This is a genomic window from Leptospira weilii (genome assembly GCF_006874765.1).
Taxonomy (GTDB): domain Bacteria; phylum Spirochaetota; class Leptospiria; order Leptospirales; family Leptospiraceae; genus Leptospira; species Leptospira weilii.
The window spans coordinates 2837501-2858503 of sequence record NZ_CP040840.1 but is presented as its reverse complement, the minus strand read 5'-3'; the positions used below and the strand labels follow the sequence as shown (position 1 = coordinate 2858503).

Here is a 21003-nt window from a genome sequence, read left to right as displayed (position 1 = left end):
AATCATTCTTTCTTAGCAAAAATGCAAATGGGTTTTCGAGACGGATTATTTGTATGCTATAAAATTATTATTTGTAATAGTTAGGTCTATTATTTTTTCAATGAAATTATAAAATATTATGAAACTACGTATGAACTCTCTAAGTCTTATAATTTCTATCGGTTTGTATTTTATACTTTCCTATCTTTACTTGAATGCATTCGGTCTGGATTGGTTAGGGTGGTATAGTAGATTTCTGCCTGTGAGTCATTGCTTTTATCCTTTGGCTTTAGATCATGCCAAAGCATATTATCCCAACTTGATTGCCATGTTGTTTGGCACAAATTATTCGTTTCGCTGGGGAACTGGTATTAATGACAATGGCTTGCCTTTTATTTATTTTCTTCTCATAAAAGTATTTAGTTTAGAGATTAATGAAGTTTCCATAGTTTATATTAGTTATTTGTTTAATTCATGCGTTTATTTAGGTGCTTTTCGATTCTTAGATAAAATATTTATTGAGATCTTTGGTTTCAAAATCCATCCCGCTTTTTTTTTCCTTAATCCGGCCGTGATTTATTATTCGCAGATGATGAATAAAGAGCCAATCTCTCTATTTCTAGTCTTTGGAAGTTTTTATTATTTTTGTAAAAAAAGGTGGGTTTGGATGGGAATGTGTATTCTCATCCTAAGTGTGGTAAGAGTTCACTATGGTTGTTTATTGATGCTTTGTTTTCTTGGAGGTTTTCATGTTAAGAAAACATACGCGATTACTCTTATTTATGTAATCTTATTTTTGATCGTTCAAAACTTTATTTTTCGCGACCAAGATTATCTTTTTGTGGATTCTCAGATAAATTTAGGTTTTACCTCTGTAGTCTATTCTCTCAATAAAGAGTCAGGTATCGGAAGTCTTATTTTTGCGATTCCAAAAGTCTTTCAATATTTTTTTGATAATGTGAAAGTAGGTTTCGAATTTTATAAAACTGCAAAACTAAATCTATATTACTTGAAAGAACTTCCTTTTGCAATTTTATTTCTTGGGTTCATTCCTGTGGTACTCAAAGTCTTATTAAATTATAATGTTCTTCTGAATCGTAAAAATGGAGACGTTCTACTGTTTATTACGACTTTTGTTTTTATCATCGCTCTTTCTCCAATTGTTCATTCTCGTTATCTTTTTCCGATTCACTACATTCTTTTGGGATATTTTTTTAGCTATAAACGTTCTTGCAAAGTGAATCATGAGGAAACGTTTTCATAATGTTCCTATAAAAAATTTATAGTAAGTGTCTATATAACTTCTAAAATATGGAGAGAAGGGATTTAGGCGTAAGATGTTTTATTATAAGATGTTAAGAATTTATAAAATTTAGGAAAAGTTTGATGATAACTGATAAATTATTAAAAACCAACCCTCTAATAATAGCGGATGTTGGAGCAAGTGGGGGGATACATCCCAGATGGGAAAAGTTTACTTCTTTTTACAAAGGGATACTTTTTGAACCAGATCCTAGAGAATATGAGCAATTAGTAAAGCAAAAAGATACTAGGATATTAGTGATTGGTACTGCGCTCTCGGATTCAAAACAGGAAATTTCATTTAATTTATGTAAAAGACAACAAGTTTCTTCTGCTTACTTGCCAAATCTAAAGTTTTTAAAAGCATTTCCTGATGCAGAAAGATACGATGTAGAAAGGGCGATTAAGATTAAAACAGATTGTATTGATTCTCTTTTAAAGGATAAAGAAGTTAAGTATATAGATTTTTTAAAAGTTGATACTCAAGGATTAGAATTATCTATTTTGAAAGGTGCTTCTCATTATTTAAATGATACAATTGGTTTACAGATTGAAATAGAATTTGTTCCAATGTATTTGAATCAACCATTGTTTCCTGAGGTTGACGAGTATATTCGAACACAAGGATTTACTCTTTTTGATTTGCAACGTTATTATTGGAAACGTAAGAATAGCTTTGCCACAGGAATTGACAAAGGGCAATTAATTTTTTGCGACACCCTTTATTTTAAAACTCCTGAATCTATTTTATCAGCTGCAAATTTAAGTAATGAGAAATTGGTTCGGACAATTTGTATCTATCTTGTTTATGGTTATACTGATTTAGCTCAGGTTTTATTCAATGAAGGTGACTTTAAAAAGAGATTTGATAATGCTACTTATAATTTGATTAATAAATTAATTGCAAAGCAGAAAAAGTGGCAAATTATTCCTAGGTTTCGTGGAAAAGGACGTTTACGTAATATTTTACAAAAAATTACAAATATTTTTGAAGAACATGAATGGTATTCAGGTTCAGATAAAAATTTAGGAAATCTGTAAATATAAAAGTTAATTTTTAATTAATTGTAAGAATGATCTATTCTGTTTTTGTGAAAAAACATTTAAATTGAAAACTATATTCTAAAATGAAAGAAAATGAAATCCGTCCCAAAGATTTATTACTCAAGTATTTGAATTTAGTGGAATCAGACTCCAAAAAATTAGATAAAGCTAAATTCTTGGAAATTCCCTGTCCTGCATGCAACTCAGAAAATTATACAAAACATATTTATAAAAATGAATATAATTATGTTTTGTGTAATGAGTGCGGGAGCTTATTTTGTAATCCAAGGCCGTCTGAGGAAATTTTAGAAGAGTTTTATAGAGCTGCGGAATCGTCTCAGTTTTGGTCGGACGTATTTTTTCCTACCGTTGCCGAGTCTAGGCGAGAAAAATTATTCCGACCAAAAGCCGAACGAATATTCAAATACTTTAAAGAAAAGAAATTTCATCCCGCAAAGATTTGTGACGTCGGTTCCGGGTATGGTATATTTTTAGAGGAAATACTTCGGTTTTTTACCGGGTCTGAGGTTTTCGGTATCGAACCATCCTTAGAGATGGCGGAAATTTCTCGAAATAAAAAGATTGATACTTTAAACACGACTGCGGAGAACTCTGCAGAATGGTCTAACAAGTTTGATTTAGTAATCTCCTCTGAAGTGATTGAACACGTTTTTTCCACTTCAAGATTCATAAGTTCAGTTTTTAATTTATGGATATTGTCTTCTAACTGGATTAGGGTATGAAGGTTTTGATATTTTGACTCTTCAGGAAAAGTCGAATAGCGTTTTCCCTCCCCATCATCTTAATTTTATGAGTGTTCATGGGTTTGAAATCGCTTTTAAGAATGCAGGATTTTCTGAAGTAGAAATTCTTACTCCTGGCGAGTTGGACTTGGACATCGTGTTGAATAGCGGTTATGAAAACGAATTCATTCGCGTATTAAAAGAAAGGGGAACTGATGCAATTTCCGAATTTCAATCTTTTCTTAAAAAATACCAATTGAGTTCACACATTTGGGTTTTTGCTAAAAAATAATTTACCCTAAGCATTATTAAATTTTAATTTTCCTAGATCGCTTATGAAATCAAAAAAAATATTTATTTCCACATACCCATTCGGTTTTTATAATTCTGAACCTTTGGAAATTCTCCATGAAACTGGTTGGGAAATTTTTACCAATCCTTTAAAACGAAAGTTGACTTCTATTGAAGTCTCTGAGTTTGCAAAAGACGTGGACGGTATCATCGCAGGAACAGAAGACTTGACTCCTCTGATTTATAAGAACGAAAATTTAAAGATTATTTCTCGAGTTGGGATAGGTTTGGATTCTGTTCCATTAAAGCTATGTAAGGAGCGAGGAATTGCAGTCGCCTACACTCCAGATGCGGTCACTATGGCAGTAGTGGAATTAACGATTGGCTTAATGGTTTCCCTCACAAGAAAAGTTCTTTCGGCACATCAGGAATTGAAAGTTGGGGGTTGGTCTAGATTCACTGGAAAACGATTGGGCGAATCTACAATTGGAATTATTGGCGCTGGTAGAGTCGGACTGAACGTAATTCGTATCTTGTCCGAATTCAAGCCTAAAATGATTTTGATCAATGATCTGAAAGCAAAAGCAAAAGAAATCTTAGAGGTATTGAAAGGTAAAAACGTTAATTTTAAACTTGTCAGTAAAGAAGAGATCTATGCGACTTCTGATATTGTTTCTTTGCATGTTCCTTTGACGAATAAAACTAGAAATCTAATCGGAGAAAAAGAATTCAACACTTTTTCTAAAGATACTTTTTTGATCAACACTGCTAGGGGAGGGATTGTCAACGAAAGTGATCTATACAACGCGTTAAAGTTTAATCGGATTGCAGGGGCTGCAATTGACGTTTTTGAACAGGAACCATATAAAGGAAATCTAATCGACTTGGATAATATTATACTTACAGAACATATGGGATCTTGTTCCTATGACTGTCGGCTTTTAATGGAAAAAGGCTCAGCGCAAGAGATAGTTCGTTTTTTTCAAGGTCTGAGTTTGCTCAATCCGGTGCCCGAAGAAGAATATCAAAATCAGATTGTTTAACCAGAGTCCTCATCAAAATTCTATCTTAATTTGGGATCATTCAGTGGATCGAAATTTGCCCGATTTTTCTGGTCGAATCTATCTTTGGAGGGATTATTCAGAAGATCCTTCTAAAGCTCGATTTTCGATTCCAAAATATATCGATCAAAATCGAATTCGCTTGAGAGAGCGATACAATTCTATTCTTTTTCAATTAGGAGAAATACGTCTCAGGAACAAAAGAATTGTAGATTGGTTACAAATTCGACCTGGTTTTAGTTATTGGTGGATGACGTTGATTGTGGAAAGCAATTATGGCAAGTCCACTTTTATGATCAGTGTGATTAAATTATTGGCTCTTGAGGAGATTCTAGATCAAAAGGATATTTCAGAGATCTTTCTTCATTCTTCGGATCGTAATTTGCAAAATGTGATTCGCAAGTTTTGTAAGGAAATGAAGGTTCCATTCTTTTTTTTGCCGAAAAAGAGTCTTGGGATCAGAGAAATTTTCAATCTCAGAAGGATCTACAATCATCTGCCTTATTTTTTGAAAGCAAGTGTCGCTTTTCTGCGTTATTTGAGTTTGGTTTGGGGATTACGAAAACAAAATATTCCCGAGAAAAAAGTACAAGATTCGGATCTGATCGTTTTCGATTATTTCTTCCATTTGCGATCGAATTCGAAAAATGTTAAGTCGTTCGGATCGAATTATTGGACGGATTTAGTCGACACTTTGCGAAAAGCGAAGGTTAAAACGTTTTGGTCGCACATATTCATTCCTCATAGTATAGTTCCGAATTCCAAAGAAGGTGTTGATATATTAAGTGATTTAAATCAAAACGAAACTGAAATCCATGGATTTTTGGAAGGACGAATTGATCTTGTTGTATTGTTAAAAACCGTTAAGGATTACTTAAAAATCCAATGGATTCGATTGTTCATCCGGGATTTTAGGTTATTTTGTAAAACTGAAATTTTATTTTTCGATCTTTGGCCGATACTAAAAAGAGACTTTTTAGATTCCTTGGGTGGATCAATGTCGATTCAAAATTTATTTTTGTTCAATCTCATCCAGAAAAATTTCGAAAAAATTTCCGGTCCCAAAAAAGGAATATATCTCCAGGAAAATCAAGCTTGGGAAAGAGCGCTCATTTATACTTGGAAATCTAAGAATATAGGTCCTTTAACCGGGGTACCTCACTCAACCGTCCGATTTTGGGATCTACGATATTTTTCCGATTATAGAAATTACATTCAAAAAAGTGAAAATTCTTTACCGATGCCAGATGTGGTCGCAATCAACGGAAACGCTTCCTGGAACGCCTATAGAGAGGGAAAATATCCGGAAGGCCAAATGGTCGAGGTAGAAGCGTTGCGTTATTTAAAAATCAATTCTGAAATAATTACAAAAAAAAAATTACTCAGAATTCATTCTTCTAAAGTAAAAGTTCTCATTTTGACGGATTATGTAGAGTCGGTTACAAGATTACAAATGCAGATGTTAGTCGATGCAATTCCATTTTTGGGTCGTGATTATACATTTATTCTAAAATCTCATCCTGCTTGCCCGGTCCAAGAACGTGAATTCCCTTCTTTGCGACTGAAAGTTCGTCATGAACCAATTACGGATTTATTGGAGGAAGTGGATATTGCTTATACAAGCAATATCACTTCTGCAGCGATTGACGTTTATTGTTCTGGAGTTCCCGTAATTTCCGTGTTAGATGGAACTTCCCTGAATATGAGTCCTCTTCTTGGCGTGAATGACGTTGTTTTTGTCTCGACCGCAAATGAGTTATCAAACGCGTTAGAGAGTGACTTCGAAGTATTAGTAGGAAAAGAAAACTCTTTATTTTGTATAGATCCGAATTTGCCCAAATGGAAAAAACTTTTGGCAATTGATTGAGTTGGAAAATTTTTAATTATATGACCAAAATCAGATTATGAAAGATATCATAGTAAGCATCGTGATTCCAACTTACAATAGGGCAAATGATTTAAGGCGATGTCTTTTTAGCTTGGTTTCTCAAACATATCGGAATTTTGAAGTGATCGTTTGCGATGATGGATCGACGGATGATTCCGAGGTCGTTATAAAGGAATTTCAGTTTTCTCTTAAAATCAATTATTATCATTTGGAGAATTTTGGGGGGCCGTCCAGGCCAAGAAATTTTGGAATCCAGAAAGCAAAAGGCAAATACATTGCTTTATTGGATTCAGATGACTGGTGGACTCCGAAAAAGTTGGAAGTGTCCGTTTCCATTTTGGAATCTAAAAATATCGATTTAGTCTATCACGATTTATATAAAATAAATTCAACTTCACAATTTCTATATTGGAAAAAAGAAAAAACAAGAATGCTGAAAACGCCTATTTTACAGGACCTAATTGTAAATGGAAATGGAATTAATAATTCCAGTGTGGTTGTACGTAAATCCGTTGTAGACCAAGTCGGAAGTTTGGATGAGAATCCGGAATTAATCGCAGGTGAAGACTATGATTATTGGATCAGAGTTTCGAAAATCACAGATAAGTTTTATCAGATCCCGAAAACCCTTGGATACTATTGGACTGGAGGTGGTAATTTGACAAATCCAACACGGTCTTTGAATATACTACGCACTTTGCAGAAAAAATATCAATCGGATTTTGATAGATACGTTTCGAATCGTGGTAAAACCCCGTGGTGGTTTTATAAAACTAGATTCTTGGTTCATCTATCTTTAGGTAATTTGCAGGACGCAAAGAATGAAATTGCGTTTCTGCAAGAGGCGCCGTTTCGAATCAAATGGAAATACATAATCTTATTTCGACTCAAGAATTTATTAGGTTTTTTTCGATTTCAATAAACGCTTTCTTGTTCGAATTTTAAATCATCAATCATTAAGAGGTAAAATGCAAAATTCAAAAGAGATTCGAGTGTGTACTAGCTGCGTAATGGACACTACCGATCCAAATATAACATTCAACGAAAAGGGTGTTTGTAATCATTGTTTGAACTATTTTCAAAATATTAAACCGGAATGGGAAAAAAAACTGAACACTCCTTCCTTACTTCAGGAAATGATACGGAAGATGAAACATGCGGGAAAAGGAAAGGATTACGATTGTATTCTTGGAATCAGCGGAGGTGTGGACAGTTCTTATCTGGCCTACTTAGCAAAGGAGAAATTCGGTTTAAGGCCTCTTTTATTTCATGTGGACGCAGGTTGGAACTCCCAGGAGGCGGTCAATAATATCGAGAAGATAGTCGACGGATTGAAGTTAGATTTGATAACGGAAGTGATAAATTGGGAAGAGATGAAGGATCTACAGTTGTCCTTTTTTAAAGCGGGAGTTCCTCATTTGGACACTCCTCAAGACCACGTTTTTTTCGCCTCACTTTATAACTATTGTGCAAAACACGGATTTCATTATATTTTAAACGGCGGAAATTATTCGACCGAATGTATACGAGAACCCTTGGAATGGCACTATCATGCGTCGGATTTAAAACAGTTGAAGGATATTCATCGGAAATTCGGAAAAAGAAAATTAAAAACTTTTCCTCTAACGGGAATATTCAAATATAAAGTATATTATGGAATATTCAAAAGATTGAAAGTTGTTCAGCCGTTGAATTACATTCCCTATACCAAAGAAGAAGCCATTCGAGAACTTGAAACCAAATTTGGTTGGCAGAGATACAGCCATAAACACTACGAATCCAGATTCACGAAATTTTATGAAGGATACTGGCTGCCGAATAAGTTCGGATACGATAAAAGAAAAGCCCATTATTCAAGTCTGATTTTGACCAATCAAAAAACGCGGGAAGACGCTTTGAAAGAAATCGGTCAAAAGCCGTATGATCAACTTTCTATCTCGAAGGACTTCGACTATATCGCTTCCAAATTGGATATCACAAGAGAGGAATTAGAGAGATTGGAAAAGTTGGAAAATAAATCCTATAGAGACTATAAATCCACAAGCGGTTTGATTAGTCTTGGAACTAAAATTTTTAGAATGCTTGGGATTGAAAAAAGGGTCATTCAGTGATTGGAATTTTAGATTATGGAGTCGGGAATTTAAAGGCCTTTGCGAACGTTCTCAAAGGCCTGAATTTTCATCATCAAATCGTTAAAACCGAACAGGAGCTCAAGAGTTGCACAAAAATCATTATGCCGGGTGTAGGTTCGTTTGATAGCGTGATGGATAAGTTGATCGAATCGGGTATTCAGGATGTACTTTCCGATTTAATAATCAACAAAAAAGTTCCCGTTCTGGGCGTTTGTGTGGGAATGCAAATTTTAGCCTCATCCAGCGAAGAAGGTAGTAAATCGGGGTTAGGGTGGATTCGAGGAAGAGTGAAAAAATTCAACTTTGATCGATCCGATTCTTTTCTTACCATTCCTCAAATAGGTTGGAACGAAGTTAGCCCTACGAGAGAAAATACGTTACTGAAAAATTTGGAGAAGAATTCTCGTTTCTATTTCTTACATTCGTATTATATGGAATGCGAGGACAAGAAAGATGTGATCGCGATGGCGGACTATGGAGGGGATTTTGCGTGTGCGGTGAATCGCGAAAATATCTACGGAACTCAGTTTCATCCCGAGAAAAGTCATCATAACGGAGTCGCTTTGATCCGTAATTTTGCAAATTTATAATCTATGTTAAGACCCAGAATCATACCCGTATTGTTGCTACAAGAGAACGGATTGGTCAAAACGATCCAATTCGGAGACGAAAGATATATCGGTGATCCATTAAACGCAGTAAGAATTTTTAATGAAAAAGAAGCCGATGAACTTGCGGTTTTGGATATTTCCGCCAGCAAAGAAGGAAAGGAACCGAATTATCGCCTGGTAGAACGTTTGGCGAATGAATGTAGAATGCCTTTGTGTTACGGCGGTGGAATTAAGGATTTGGACCAGGCGAATCGAATTTTAGGTTTTGGTGTGGAAAAAATCATCGTAAGTTCACTCGCAATCGAAAATCCGAAAATGATCTCCACTATGGCCTCTTACTTGGGAAGTCAGAGTGTGGTCGTAGCAATCGACTTTAAAAAAGTGACGTTATCGAGAAAATACGAAGTGATGATTCATAACGGAACTAAAAAAACCGGAAAACATCTCGAGGATTTGGTGAAAGAAGTTATCGAATTGGGTGCGGGTGAAATCATACTCAATTCCATCGATCGCGACGGAACTATGACCGGTTATGAGATCGAGATCGTCAAAAAGATTCAAAGTATCTGTAAGATTCCGATTACTGTCTTAGGCGGAGCGGGATCGCTGGATCATATCAAAAATCTAATTCAGGAACTTGGAATTATCGGCGTTGCCGCGGGCAGTCTTTTTATTTATAAAGGAGTGCATAAAGCGGTTTTAATCAACTATCCGAACGGCACGGATAAAGAAACATTGTTCTCTTAAAAAAGCGAATTTACTATGAAAGTTTTATATATTGCTCCTTTACCGCCTCCGATCAACGGTCATTCCTTGGTCAGTAAGGAATTTTACGACAGTATTATTTCCGAACATAACGTCGAAGTGATCAATCTTAGGAAACAAAGTCTGAAGGAAGGAATGGATTCCATACAAAGGGTTGTTGAAATTTTAAAGGTTTTAGTTCGAACCTTTTTTAAAAAGTCAAAAACGGACGCCGTATACTTTACAATTTCTGAATCTCTTGCGGGAAACTTAAAGGATGTTTTGATTTATATGATCTGTTTTAATCTGCTTCCGAAGATGTATATTCATCTTCACGGTGGGAGTTTAAAAAGACTTTTGTTTGATAAATATCCTTGGGTATTTATACTCAATCGATTTTTTATCAAAAGAGTGGGGGGAGTGATTCTTTCCGGGGATTCCCATTTGGAAATTTTCCGAGACTATGTGGATCAGAAAAAAATTTCAATCATCCCTAATTTCGCTCAGGATTATTTATTTCTTTCAGAAAAAACGATTCGACGGAAATTCGATCAACTGAGTTTCATTCGATTATTATTTATCAGTAATATGATTCCGTTAAAAGGATATTTGATATTGCTCGAAGGTTTTCTGGCGTTGAAAGCCGATCTTCAAAAAAAATACGTGCTTGAGTTTGCTGGGAGATTTAATACCGAAGAAGAAAGATCGATTTTTGAAGAAAAAATTAAAGGAAAAAAAAACATTCGGTATCACGGTTTGATTGATGATACTAAGAAAAAGGAATTATTCGAAAAAGCCCATATTTTTTGTCTTCCCACCATGTTCTTTGAAGGTCAGCCGATTTCCATTTTAGAAGCGTATGCTGCGGGTTGTGTGGTGATTACAACCGGCCAGAGTGGAATTTTGGATATTTTTACGGATCAAGTAAACGGATTTCAAATTCGGGAAAATTCATCCGAGTCGATTATGAAAATTCTTTCGGATTTGCTCGTAAAGCAAAATAGTCTTTTAAAAATCGCTTTGTATAACAATCGATTGGCCGTTGAAAAATACAGAGTCGCTACTTATACTTCCAACCTTAAGAATGTGATCGGTTTGTGATCCGTTTTTCTAAATCCAAACTTACATTCATTTACGAATAAAATGAAGAGGTTCTTCCTTTGAAAAAAATTTTAGTTACCGGTGCAGACGGTTTTATAGGCTCGCATCTAACCGAAGCTTTGGTTAGATCGGGGTTCGAAGTAAAAGCATTCGTTTATTATAATTCTTTTAACACTTGGGGTTGGTTGGATTATTGTTCCGACGACGTTAGGGGTAAATTTGAAGTTTTTACGGGCGACGTTCGGGATCCAAACGGAGTCAGAACTGCGATGAAAGGAACCGACGCCGTTTTACATTTGGCGGCTCTCATCGGTATCCCTTATTCCTATCATTCTCCGGACACGTATATCGATACGAATATTAAAGGAACATTGAATGTTCTGCAAGCCGCAAGGGATCTGAATTTAAGCAAAGTCATTCATACTTCCACGAGCGAAGTTTACGGCACGGCTCAGTTTGTTCCCATTACAGAAGAGCATCCTTTGAAGGGACAGTCTCCGTATTCCGCTAGTAAAATCGGTGCCGATCAATTGGCCTATTCGTTTTATTCTTCTTTTTCAACACCCGTGATTACAGTTCGTCCGTTCAATACGTACGGTCCCAGGCAGTCGGCGAGAGCGATCATTCCAACGGTTATTACTCAGTTACTCAGTGGAAAGACGAAGGTTCAACTGGGTTCTACGAGCCCGACCCGTGATTTTAATTTTGTAACGGATACCGTGAACGGTTTTATCAACGCCTTAAAATCTAAACAAGGTTTTGGGGAGGTGATCAATATCGGGAACGGATTTGAAATTTCCGTCGGTGATACGGTAAAACTCATCGCAAACATTATTGGGAAGGAAGTTGAGATCGTTTCCGATAGCAATCGGATTCGTCCCGAGAAAAGCGAAGTGGAACGTCTCTGGGCTTCTAACCAAAAAGCGAAGGATTTATTGAACTGGCAACCTGCGTATAACGGTTTGCAAGGATTTAGGAAAGGTCTTGAGGAAACCATCGAATGGTTTAAAAAACCGGAAAATTTGAAAGGTTATAAGGTAGAGGTATACAATGTCTAAGAGAGCGATCATATTAGCGGGAGGTAAGGGGACTCGATTGCGCCCTTATACTACCGTACTTCCTAAACCTTTGATGCCCATTGGAGAATATCCCATTTTGGAAGTGATTGTAAAACAACTTGTAAGCTCCGGATTTACTCACATCACAATGGCCGTAAATCACCAAGCACAACTCATTCAAGCCTTTTTTCAGGACGGAAGTAAATGGAATACAAAGATTGATTATTCCTTGGAAGATAAACCACTCGGCACGATGGGGCCTTTGAAACTGGTATCCGATTTGCCCAGTGACTTTTTAGTGATGAACGGAGACGTTCTTACGGATATCGATTTTTCCGCTTTTTATAAAATACATGTGGAATCAAAATCGATTTTTACAATTTCCTCGAAGAAAAGAAAACAATTGATCGACTACGGAGTTTTGGAAACGGATGGTCGGGGACTTCTTATCGGATTTCGAGAAAAACCGGCTCAAGACTACGAAGTGAGTATGGGCGTTTATATGGTGAATCAAGCGGCCTTGGATTTTATTCCGAAGAACAGCATATTCGGTTTTGATCATCTAATGCTCAAACTGATCGAAATCAATAGACCGATTTCGGTTCTGCCGCATGAAGGATATTGGTTGGATATCGGACGTCCGGACGATTATGAAAAAGCCATCGATGAATTTGAAACAATGAAAGATACCTTATTTCATGATTGATGTATTGGTTTCCGGTGCTTCCGGATTTATCGGTAAACCTTTGGTCGAAAAATTTCGAAATCAGAGTTTATCCGTTTGCGCGCTTGATCGAAAGATGGGGGACGTGAGCGATCCTTTGACTTGGTCAAAATTGCCTGAAACAAAATCCGTCGTTCATTTGGCGGGCCAAACCTATGTGCCCGACAGTTGGAAAGACAGTCGTTCGTTTATCAATTCTAACGTAATGGGTACACAAAATGCGTTGGATTATGCCCTTAAATACGATGCACAATTCGTATTTATCAGCGCCTATTTGTATGGAAAACCCGAAAAAATTCCGATTTCCGAAACTCATAGAATCGCGCCGAACAATCCGTATGCTTTGTCCAAATATCTGGCGGAGCAAGTCTGCGAGTTTTATTCTAAATTTAAAAATATGAATATTAAGGTTTTAAGATTATTTAATGTTTATGGTTCGGGACAAAGGGAGGATTTTTTGATCCCGACAATTCTTAAACAGGTTAAAACCAAGAAGGAAGTTCGTGTTTTGGATCTAACACCTAAAAGGGATTTTATTTATTTGGAGGACGTCTTGAGTTCGATTTCCTCCGCTTTATTTCCTATTACCGGTTTTCACACATTCAATATCGGTTCTGGAGTTTCTTATTCGGTGCAGGAAGTCATTTCCATCGCTCAGGAGATAGCTCATACTAATTTACCGGTTTTATCGGAATTCAAGGAAAGAAAGGAGGAAATTTCCAATGTCGTAGCCGACATTTCCAAAGCAAAAGAAGTGTTAGGATGGGAACCGATTTGGTCATTTCGAAACGGGTTGGCCGAAATATTGAAAGTTCTCTGATTTTTAAACAAAACGACCGAATTAGGAAATTTGAATCGTATCATGTTGTCTCAGAAAAAAATACTGGTTTTAGGTGTATCGGGAATGTTGGGAAACGCAGTGTTTCGCGTTTTATCCGAGAGTGCCGAATTTGAAGTTCAGTTCTTTAGGCAGTGATCCTGCTATTAATAGCACTCTGTATTTTAATCTCGAAGAACCGGTTAGTATAGCCGAATCTTTGCGTAAGTTGATAGAGTCTCCTGATCTAAGAATGAAATCCGCTCTAAATGCATATAAAAGAAGTAAAATTTATAACTGGAAAAAGACCGCAGATTCCACTTTCGAATTTTTTCATGACGTTTTAAATTAACGCTGGAGTTTTGAGTAAATGTTTAAAAGCAAATCTCTTTTAATAACGGGTGGAACCGGTTCCTTCGGAAAAGCGGTTCTTGATCGATTTTTACAGAGCGATATTAACGAAATTAGAATCTTCAGTAGAGACGAAAAGAAACAGGACGATTTAAGAAAGAGATATAATCATTCCAAACTGAAATTTTTTATCGGAGACGTCAGGGATTTGGATTCGGTTCGCAGCGCCTTCCGGGGAGTTGACTATGTATTTCACGCTGCCGCATTGAAGCAAGTCCCGTCCTGCGAATTTCATCCTTTAGAAGCCGTCAAAACAAATGTACTCGGAACTGAAAATGTAATAGAGGCCGCCATTCAATGCAGTGTCAAAAAAGTAGTTTGTTTGAGCACCGATAAGGCGGTTTATCCCATCAATGCAATGGGCATATCAAAAGCCATGATGGAAAAAGTCATGGTCGCTAAGTCTAGAAGCATCGAAAACTCGGATATGATCGTCTGCGGAACTCGTTACGGAAACGTGATGGCTTCCCGCGGGTCCGTGATTCCACTTTTTATAGAACAAATCCAAAATAATAAACCGCTTACTATAACGGATCCGAATATGACTCGATTTATGATGTCTTTAGAGGATGCGGTGGAACTCGTATTGTACGCGTTTCAAAATGGAAATAACGGCGACATTTTTGTTCAAAAAGCGCCCGCTGCGACCATTTCTACTTTGTCGAAAGCGTTATTGGAATTATTCAAAAAAGTGAATCATCCCGTTGAGGTCATAGGGACTCGTCATGGGGAAAAACTCTATGAAACTCTCTTAAGCCGCGAAGAAATGGCGAATGTAGAGGATATGACGGATTATTATAGAATTCCTCCCGATTTAAGAGATTTAAATTATGGAAAGTTTATCGATCAGGGCGAGAAAAAAATCTCATCCTTGGAAGATTACAATTCGCATAACACAGAGAGACTGAATCTGGATGGGATGAAGGATATGTTATTAAAACTGCAGTTTATTAGGAATATAATAGAAGGAAGACCGGCTGAGATAACCGATTGAATTATGAATGTTTTAATAACGGGAGCGAACGGTTTCATTGGGAAAAATTTAACTTCTCAACTGATTGAAAAAAAAGAGTTTAAGATTCTTTCTTACACAAAAGAATCTACGGAAGAGGAATTGTCTCAATTTATTTTCGAGGCGGACTTCATTTTTCACTTAGCGGGAGTGAATCGTCCCAAGGACCCGTTAGAGTTCAAAACAGTAAATACGGATTTGACCGGATATATCTGTAATTTATTAAAAAAGAAAAAGAAAAAAACTCCTATCCTTTTTTCGTCTTCGATTCAGGCCATAATGGATAATGAATATGGAAAAAGCAAATTGGAGGCCGAACATATACTGGAGGGGCTGCAATCCGAAAACGGAAATCCGGTTTTTATATTACGTTTACCTAATGTTTTTGGAAAATGGAGCCGCCCCAATTACAATTCCGTAGTCGCTACTTTTTGCTACAACATTGTTAGGGATCTGCCGGTAAAAATCAACAATCCGGATACTGAACTAACTTTAGTATATATTGATGACGTAATAGATGAATTTTTAAGTATTTTAAGAAATCTTCCCCAAAATTACGATTCTAACATTATTTCTTATGAAATAACCTTAAACCAACTCTATGAGATGGTGTGTTCTTTTAAACGGAGTCGCCAAGATTTAACGATTCCAAATGTCGGAACCGGTTTGATGCGCGCTCTGTATGCGACTTATACCAGTTACTTGGATACGAATTCTTTTTCATATTCTATCCCTCAGTATAAGGATCCAAGAGGAGTTTTTGTAGAAATGCTTAAAACTCAAGATTCCGGTCAGTTTTCTTTTTTTACGGCGCACCCCGGAATCACCCGTGGGGAACACTATCACCATAGTAAAATTGAGAAATTTCTCGTAATTACCGGAAAAGCGAAATTCCGCTTTCGGCATATTCTAACAAACGAATATTTTGAGATTTTTACGGAAGGGAATTTTCCACAAGTTGTGGAATCCATTCCCGGGTGGACGCACGACATAACGAATGTAGGAAAGGATGAGATGGTGGTAATGCTTTGGGCAAGCGAGATTTTCGACAGATCCAAGCCGGATACGTATTCTTGTAAAATCGATTCATGAAAAAATTAAAAGTTTCCACAATCATAGGCACAAGGCCGGAAATCATCCGTCTATCGCGGGTTCTTGCAAAACTGGATCAATACTGCGATCATACGATCATTCATACCGGTCAAAATTACGACTACGAACTCAATGAGATCTTTTTCCAAGATTTGGAAATTAGAAAGCCGGATCATTTTCTAAATGCTGCGGGCGTAACGGGAGCCGCAACGATTGGAAATGTGATCATTAAAGTCGACGAGTTACTTTCTGAGGTTCGTCCGGACGCTATACTAGTTTTAGGAGATACGAACAGCTGTATGGCGGTGATTCCCGCTAAAAGAAGAAAAATACCTATTTTCCATATGGAGGCGGGAAATCGCTGTTTCGACCAACGAGTGCCGGAAGAAATCAACAGACGTATAGTCGATCATACCGCCGATATCAATCTGACTTATAGCAGTATAGCCAGAGAATATCTTTTGAGAGAAGGTCTACCACCCGAAGCCGTGATTAAGACGGGAAGTCCTATGTTTGAAGTTTTAAATTATTACAAGGAAGGGATTTTAAGTTCTAACATTTTAGAAAAACTGAATTTACTCCGGTATAATTATTTTGTAATCAGCGCGCATCGGGAAGAGAATATCGATTCGGATAAGAATTTTTTAAAGTTAGTCGAAGTTTTGAATTCAATTGCAGAAGAGTATCAACTACCGGTCGTAGTATCCACTCATCCTAGGACGCAGAAGAGAATCGATGCGTTAAAAATCGCATTTCACTCCCATATTCGTTTATTGAAACCTATGGGATTTAAAGATTATAATCACTTGCAGATTTTTTCAAAAGCGGTCCTTTCCGACAGCGGTACGATTACGGAGGAATCCGCAATCCTCAATTTTCCTGCGCTGAATATTCGGGAGGCGCATGAACGCCCGGAAGGTATGGAGGAATCGGTTGTTATGATGGTGGGTTTGGAAAAAGAAAGGATCCTACAAGCTCTCGAAGTTCTGGAATTCCAATCGCGCGGAGACGATCGAATTATAAGGAACGTTAGCGATTACAGTATGCCGAATGTCTCTGAAAAAGTGGTTCGAATCATTTTAAGTTATACGGATTATATCAATCGAACCGTATGGCATAAAAGTTAAGTATTTTCTATGAGAATTTGCATCGTCATAGATGATTATCTTCCGGGTAGTGTCAAGGTCGCTGCGAAGATGATGCATGAACTGGCGCTGGAGTTTGTTTCGAGAAATCATGAAGTTACCGTCGTCACTCCGGGGGCTGATCTATCTGTTCCGTTTCGTCTGGACGAATTGGATCGAGTCAAAGTTCTGCGTTTTCGTTCTGGTCCGATTAAGAATATTTCGAAATTCAAAAGATTGATAAACGAAGTTTTACTTTCTAAGAGATCTTGGAAATCATTAAAGAATTATCTTATCTCAAATCCACAAGATTATATAATCTATTATTCTCCTTCCATTTTTTGGGGAAATTTGACGTTTCGGCTGAAAAGGCTTTGGAGAGTTCCTTCTTATTTAATACTAAGAGATTTTTTTCCACAATGGATCATTGACAACGGTTTGATTCGTGAAAAATCTTTAATAGCGTATTTTTTTGAATATTATGAAAAATTAAATTATAGAGCCGCAAATAGAATAGGTATTCAATCTCCCGCAAACATGGAATGGTTCGCTAAAAAGTTTCCGGAATTTAAAAATATTCAACTTCTCTACAATTGGGCCACCGACTCAAACTTGGTATTGAATCAAGGAAATTTTTATCGCAAAAGATTGAATTTAGAAGATAAGGTCGTTTTTTTTTACGGTGGAAATATCGGCCAAGCGCAGGATATGAGGAATATTCTGCGTCTTGCAAAACGAATGCAATTTCATTCGGAAGCGCATTTTCTGTTGGTCGGTGCCGGGGATGAATTCGATTTGGTGAAGAAAACGTTGTATTCAGAAAGTATTTCGAATATGACTTTGCTCGATTCCGTTTCTCAAGAAGAATATAAGAAAATGCTATCGGAATTCGACGTGGGTCTGTTTACTCTTAGTGCAAAACATCAAACCCACAACTTTCCGGGTAAAATACTCGAATATATGCGTCAAAGAAAGCCGATTTTAGGATCCGTAAATCCTGGGAATGATTTGCAAGAGGTTATTCATTCTGCAGGAGCGGGTTTTGTCTCCATATCAGGACAGGAGAAACTGTTCTATGAAAATGCATTCAAATTTTTGAATCCGAAAGTTCGTAAAGAATGCGGAAAAAACTCTGAAAGTTTATTGAAACAAAAATTTTCCGTAAATTCCGCAGCGGATATGATCCTAAGTTCGTACGAAAAATCATATTAGAATTGCTGCAAGATTATAAACGTCACGCGGTAGTATCTTCCCAATCAAATGGGATACGTATACAAAATCGAGTTTTGTTAGCTCCATTATTAATTGAGAATTGTATTAGTTATGTACGTTAGGCGTCATTCTAGGATTCATGAACAAGTATTACTTAGTAATACTTTCCAGCTTTTGACCGGGGCCGTTTTGATTTTAGTGATCACGGTGATTCCAAGATGGGGATTGGAATTTTGGAAACATATCGATACGAATAGTTCTAATACTCTCATCGGAGTATTGATTTCTTTTTCCATTATGGCGACTTCTCTTCGGAAGTTGTTTAAATATCCAGGGGCGCAATCTTCCGCATATATCCTCCCTTCCGTCGCGATAATTTATGGCCTCATGATGTTGATCTATTTACTGATGCGTTTGGATTATAGCATCCAAGGGATGATTCTCGGAGCTGTAGTAACTCTTGTTTGGTGTTATATTGGATATTTCTTAGGTCATCGATATAGAAAACAGAGATTTGCCTTGATCCCATTCGGAGAGGCGCTTGATTTTCCTAGTCTTCACGGAACGGAGTTCGTTTTTTTACAAAAGCCGGACCTCGAAAAACAACGATTTGACGGAGTGGTTGCCGATTTACTGTCCGAAGGTTTAACTCCGGATTGGGAAAAGTTTTTGGCCAAGTGTACACTTTCTAGAATTCCGGTTTATCATACGAAACAGATTATAGAATCGTTAACCGGAAGAGTGAAAATCAATCATCTTTCGGAAAATGAGTTAGGAACTCTTTTGCCGTCCATTTTTTATGAAAGAATAAAACGTTTCATTGATTTTCTTATGGCGGTCGTTTTAATTCCTTTTTTAACTCCCATACTTTTGATCACTTCCGTTTTGATTCGTATAGAAAGTAGAGGCCCGGCATTTTTTCTTCAAAAACGTATGGGGTTTCGCGGTAGACCGTTTACGGTCATAAAATTCAGGACGATGTCCCAAGATATAAAGGGAAAAGGATTTACGGAAGGGGAAAACGATCCACGTATCACTAAGTTGGGTAAGTATCTGAGGAAATATAGAATCGACGAACTTCCTCAGATTTTTAACGTTTTATTAGGCGATATGAGTTTTATCGGTCCGCGGCCGGAGTCTATGGAACTTTCGGAATGGTATGAAAAAGACGTTCCTTTTTTTGCTTATAGGCACGTGGTTCGCCCAGGAATTTCGGGATGGGCGCAGGTGGAGCAAGGATACGCCGCAGAAGTGGACGGAATGAACGTAAAGTTAGAGTATGATTTTTATTATATAAAGAATTTTTCATTTTGGCTCGACATCTTGGTCACGTTTAAAACAGTTAAGACGATTTTGACGGGCTTTGGAGCTAGGTAGAAAGTTAAAGATAAAATATTGAATTGGGTACGATTGAATCGATGTCGCTTATTATATTTGTGCTTGGCGTTTTAAATTTGGCATTTTCTTATCTGTTCTTGAAAAAAACAAGCTGGATTCTTCTTTTAATCCAAGCCTATTGGTTTTTTTGGATGTTTTTGTCTTCGTTTTCTTTAACTGGACTTTTTATCCCTTCCGATTACACATATTCTCTTTACATCATACTTTTATCTTCGGTGACAGCGGGAGCTGGTGTTGCGAAATTTTGGGATATAAAGACGCAGAATAAAACTCGCCTTATGCCTCGTTCTTTGTTTGGTCTGCTCACAAAAGGTAAGGAGAAATATTATTTTTACTTTATTCTGATTTTTATATTTCCGATCGTTTTGTTTTTTTTATCAAAATCAATTTATATCAACTTGAAATCGGATACAATGCATTCGTCCATATTTAGAGATTATGCATACGGAGTCTACGGCGAGTCGATTTTGTTCGGGAAGAATAAATATTTATATTATTATTCTTTAGTAGTAACTCCAATTATTTTTGCATCTTTGTTTTTAGGTGCGGCGTTTTATTTACGATTAAAAAAAATGCGAATTTTGATTTTAGGCGCGATTCTTACGATAATGGAAACATTGATGTTTTTGGGTCGCTTTGGATTTTATTACGTTCTAATTGTTCTGATTTTGGTTTTGATGATTAAAGTTTTTAGAAATTGTAAAAGCTTGTTGAACTCTATCAGTTTAATTTATATTTTCATTGCTACATGTATCTTGTTTGGAGTTTTTTTTATAAGTGCTCTAAGAAATTCGAATCAGCAATTTGATTTCCGCGAATTTTTAAATATCTATATTATCGATTATCACACAGAGTCTTTTTCCATATTCGATAGCGAGTTGAGGGACGAAAAATCACTGCTACATGAAAGGACGTATGGAAGAGCTTCGTTAGGGACTCTAGAAAGTAGCTTTTCGGTTGCCTTAGCATTTTTTCGCATACCACTACGTATACAAGCACAGAGCGATTTGATTGGAGGGTATTTAAATAAAAATAGGATTATAGGATACTCGAAAGACGGAAGACCTAAAGAATATAATGCCTTCGGCTCTGTACTTTTCACTCTTTATAAGGATGGGGGGATTCCTTTTATTATTGGGATGGGAATTCTCTTTGGATTTTGCGTGGCTAAATTTTCAAAGTCATTTATTTCGCTTAATCCATATTATGTTTCTCTTTTGGCTTCTTTATTTTTTATCGGAATTTTTGGTATTTTTAAA

Annotated in this window: 18 protein-coding genes and 3 pseudogenes (1 of these 21 running past the window's edge); all 21 read left to right on the top strand. The window is 36.7% G+C overall.

From position 1 onward, the window contains the following. Positions 1-130: 130 nt before the first annotated feature. Entirely contained in the window at positions 131-1243 is a 1113-nt protein-coding gene (locus FHG67_RS13845; protein ID WP_004500988.1) for a hypothetical protein, read from the top strand. 122 nt (positions 1244-1365) lie between these two features. Next, the gene (locus tag FHG67_RS13840; RefSeq protein WP_002632188.1) at positions 1366-2322 is read left to right on the top strand and encodes an FkbM family methyltransferase; all 957 of its coding nucleotides are present in this window, start codon (positions 1366-1368) and stop codon (positions 2320-2322) included. A gap of 86 nt (positions 2323-2408) precedes the next feature. Continuing rightward, positions 2409-3360 (top strand): annotated as a pseudogene (locus tag FHG67_RS13835) (methyltransferase domain-containing protein). 43 nt (positions 3361-3403) lie between these two features. Then, entirely contained in the window at positions 3404-4402 is a 999-nt protein-coding gene (locus tag FHG67_RS13830; RefSeq protein ID WP_004497956.1) for a phosphoglycerate dehydrogenase, read from the top strand. Next, positions 4395-6287, top strand: coding sequence for a TIGR04326 family surface carbohydrate biosynthesis protein (locus FHG67_RS13825; RefSeq protein WP_004498742.1), 1893 nt, complete (start codon positions 4395-4397; stop codon positions 6285-6287). The genes FHG67_RS13830 and FHG67_RS13825 overlap by 8 nt, the downstream gene beginning before the upstream one ends. A 37-nt stretch (positions 6288-6324) precedes the next feature. After that, the gene (locus tag FHG67_RS13820; RefSeq protein WP_004497930.1) at positions 6325-7230 is read left to right on the top strand and encodes a glycosyltransferase family 2 protein; all 906 of its coding nucleotides are present in this window, start codon (positions 6325-6327) and stop codon (positions 7228-7230) included. A 46-nt stretch (positions 7231-7276) separates the two neighbouring features. Continuing rightward, complete coding sequence (locus FHG67_RS13815; RefSeq protein ID WP_004497940.1) at positions 7277-8419, top strand: N-acetyl sugar amidotransferase; 1143 nt, start codon at positions 7277-7279, stop codon at positions 8417-8419. Beyond that, the gene (gene hisH, locus FHG67_RS13810) at positions 8416-9030 is read left to right on the top strand and encodes an imidazole glycerol phosphate synthase subunit HisH (protein WP_004497945.1); all 615 of its coding nucleotides are present in this window, start codon (positions 8416-8418) and stop codon (positions 9028-9030) included. The genes FHG67_RS13815 and hisH overlap by 4 nt, the downstream gene beginning before the upstream one ends. 3 nt (positions 9031-9033) lie before the next feature. Further along, on the top strand, positions 9034-9798 hold the full coding sequence (locus tag FHG67_RS13805) for an AglZ/HisF2 family acetamidino modification protein (RefSeq protein ID WP_004497946.1): 765 nt from the start codon (positions 9034-9036) through the stop codon (positions 9796-9798). A 15-nt stretch (positions 9799-9813) separates the two neighbouring features. Continuing rightward, the gene (locus tag FHG67_RS13800; RefSeq protein ID WP_004498723.1) at positions 9814-10896 is read left to right on the top strand and encodes a glycosyltransferase family 4 protein; all 1083 of its coding nucleotides are present in this window, start codon (positions 9814-9816) and stop codon (positions 10894-10896) included. A gap of 59 nt (positions 10897-10955) precedes the next feature. Continuing rightward, complete coding sequence (locus FHG67_RS13795; RefSeq protein WP_004497949.1) at positions 10956-11954, top strand: NAD-dependent 4,6-dehydratase LegB; 999 nt, start codon at positions 10956-10958, stop codon at positions 11952-11954. Next, positions 11947-12660, top strand: a complete 714-nt coding sequence (locus FHG67_RS13790) for a sugar phosphate nucleotidyltransferase (protein ID WP_004497932.1) — start codon at positions 11947-11949, stop codon at positions 12658-12660. Before FHG67_RS13795 ends, FHG67_RS13790 begins: the two co-directional genes overlap by 8 nt. Further along, on the top strand, positions 12653-13498 hold the full coding sequence (locus tag FHG67_RS13785) for an NAD-dependent epimerase/dehydratase family protein (RefSeq protein ID WP_002614506.1): 846 nt from the start codon (positions 12653-12655) through the stop codon (positions 13496-13498). The genes FHG67_RS13790 and FHG67_RS13785 overlap by 8 nt, the downstream gene beginning before the upstream one ends. A gap of 42 nt (positions 13499-13540) precedes the next feature. Beyond that, positions 13541-13639 (top strand): annotated as a pseudogene (locus tag FHG67_RS22710) (NAD(P)-dependent oxidoreductase); the annotation flags it as partial. 22 nt (positions 13640-13661) lie between these two features. Next, a pseudogene (locus tag FHG67_RS22060) lies at positions 13662-13847 on the top strand (glycosyltransferase family 1 protein); the annotation flags it as partial. 18 nt (positions 13848-13865) lie between these two features. Next, positions 13866-14900: a polysaccharide biosynthesis protein gene (locus tag FHG67_RS13775; RefSeq protein WP_002614509.1), complete on the top strand. Its 1035-nt coding sequence runs from the start codon at positions 13866-13868 to the stop codon at positions 14898-14900. A gap of 3 nt (positions 14901-14903) precedes the next feature. Beyond that, the gene (wbjC, locus tag FHG67_RS13770; RefSeq protein WP_004497939.1) at positions 14904-16010 is read left to right on the top strand and encodes a UDP-2-acetamido-2,6-beta-L-arabino-hexul-4-ose reductase; all 1107 of its coding nucleotides are present in this window, start codon (positions 14904-14906) and stop codon (positions 16008-16010) included. Beyond that, on the top strand, positions 16007-17137 hold the full coding sequence (gene wecB, locus FHG67_RS13765) for a non-hydrolyzing UDP-N-acetylglucosamine 2-epimerase (protein ID WP_004497936.1): 1131 nt from the start codon (positions 16007-16009) through the stop codon (positions 17135-17137). The genes wbjC and wecB overlap by 4 nt, the downstream gene beginning before the upstream one ends. Positions 17138-17146: 9 nt before the next feature. Next, on the top strand, positions 17147-18346 hold the full coding sequence (locus tag FHG67_RS13760) for a glycosyltransferase family 4 protein (RefSeq protein ID WP_142499823.1): 1200 nt from the start codon (positions 17147-17149) through the stop codon (positions 18344-18346). Between the two features lie 111 nt (positions 18347-18457). After that, positions 18458-19723 (top strand): sugar transferase, encoded by a 1266-nt coding sequence (locus tag FHG67_RS13755; protein WP_004497931.1) that lies wholly within the window; start codon positions 18458-18460, stop codon positions 19721-19723. Positions 19724-19764: 41 nt separating this feature from the next. Next, positions 19765-21003 carry the 5' portion of an O-antigen polymerase gene (locus FHG67_RS13750; protein ID WP_004497938.1) on the top strand. It continues 63 nt past the right edge of the window, so the window shows 1239 of its 1302 coding nt (coding positions 1-1239); it begins with the start codon at positions 19765-19767; the stop codon falls past the right edge of the window.

What these genes read in the sequence shown, in the direction of transcription:
- FHG67_RS13820 (WP_004497930.1), top strand. Translation starts at nt 6,325, where the DNA reads ATGAAAGATATCATAGTAAGCATCGTGATTCCAACTTACAATAGGGCA.
- FHG67_RS13845 (WP_004500988.1), top strand. Translation starts at nt 131, where the DNA reads ATGAACTCTCTAAGTCTTATAATTTCTATCGGTTTGTATTTTATACTT.
- FHG67_RS13755 (WP_004497931.1), top strand. Translation starts at nt 18,458, where the DNA reads ATGTACGTTAGGCGTCATTCTAGGATTCATGAACAAGTATTACTTAGT.
- FHG67_RS13800 (WP_004498723.1), top strand. Translation starts at nt 9,814, where the DNA reads ATGAAAGTTTTATATATTGCTCCTTTACCGCCTCCGATCAACGGTCAT.
- FHG67_RS13760 (WP_142499823.1), top strand. Translation starts at nt 17,147, where the DNA reads ATGAGAATTTGCATCGTCATAGATGATTATCTTCCGGGTAGTGTCAAG.
- FHG67_RS13790 (WP_004497932.1), top strand. Translation starts at nt 11,947, where the DNA reads ATGTCTAAGAGAGCGATCATATTAGCGGGAGGTAAGGGGACTCGATTG.
- wbjC (WP_004497939.1), top strand. Translation starts at nt 14,904, where the DNA reads ATGAATGTTTTAATAACGGGAGCGAACGGTTTCATTGGGAAAAATTTA.
- FHG67_RS13815 (WP_004497940.1), top strand. Translation starts at nt 7,277, where the DNA reads ATGCAAAATTCAAAAGAGATTCGAGTGTGTACTAGCTGCGTAATGGAC.
- FHG67_RS13840 (WP_002632188.1), top strand. Translation starts at nt 1,366, where the DNA reads ATGATAACTGATAAATTATTAAAAACCAACCCTCTAATAATAGCGGAT.
- wecB (WP_004497936.1), top strand. Translation starts at nt 16,007, where the DNA reads ATGAAAAAATTAAAAGTTTCCACAATCATAGGCACAAGGCCGGAAATC.
- FHG67_RS13785 (WP_002614506.1), top strand. Translation starts at nt 12,653, where the DNA reads ATGATTGATGTATTGGTTTCCGGTGCTTCCGGATTTATCGGTAAACCT.
- FHG67_RS13775 (WP_002614509.1), top strand. Translation starts at nt 13,866, where the DNA reads ATGTTTAAAAGCAAATCTCTTTTAATAACGGGTGGAACCGGTTCCTTC.
- FHG67_RS13805 (WP_004497946.1), top strand. Translation starts at nt 9,034, where the DNA reads ATGTTAAGACCCAGAATCATACCCGTATTGTTGCTACAAGAGAACGGA.
- FHG67_RS13830 (WP_004497956.1), top strand. Translation starts at nt 3,404, where the DNA reads ATGAAATCAAAAAAAATATTTATTTCCACATACCCATTCGGTTTTTAT.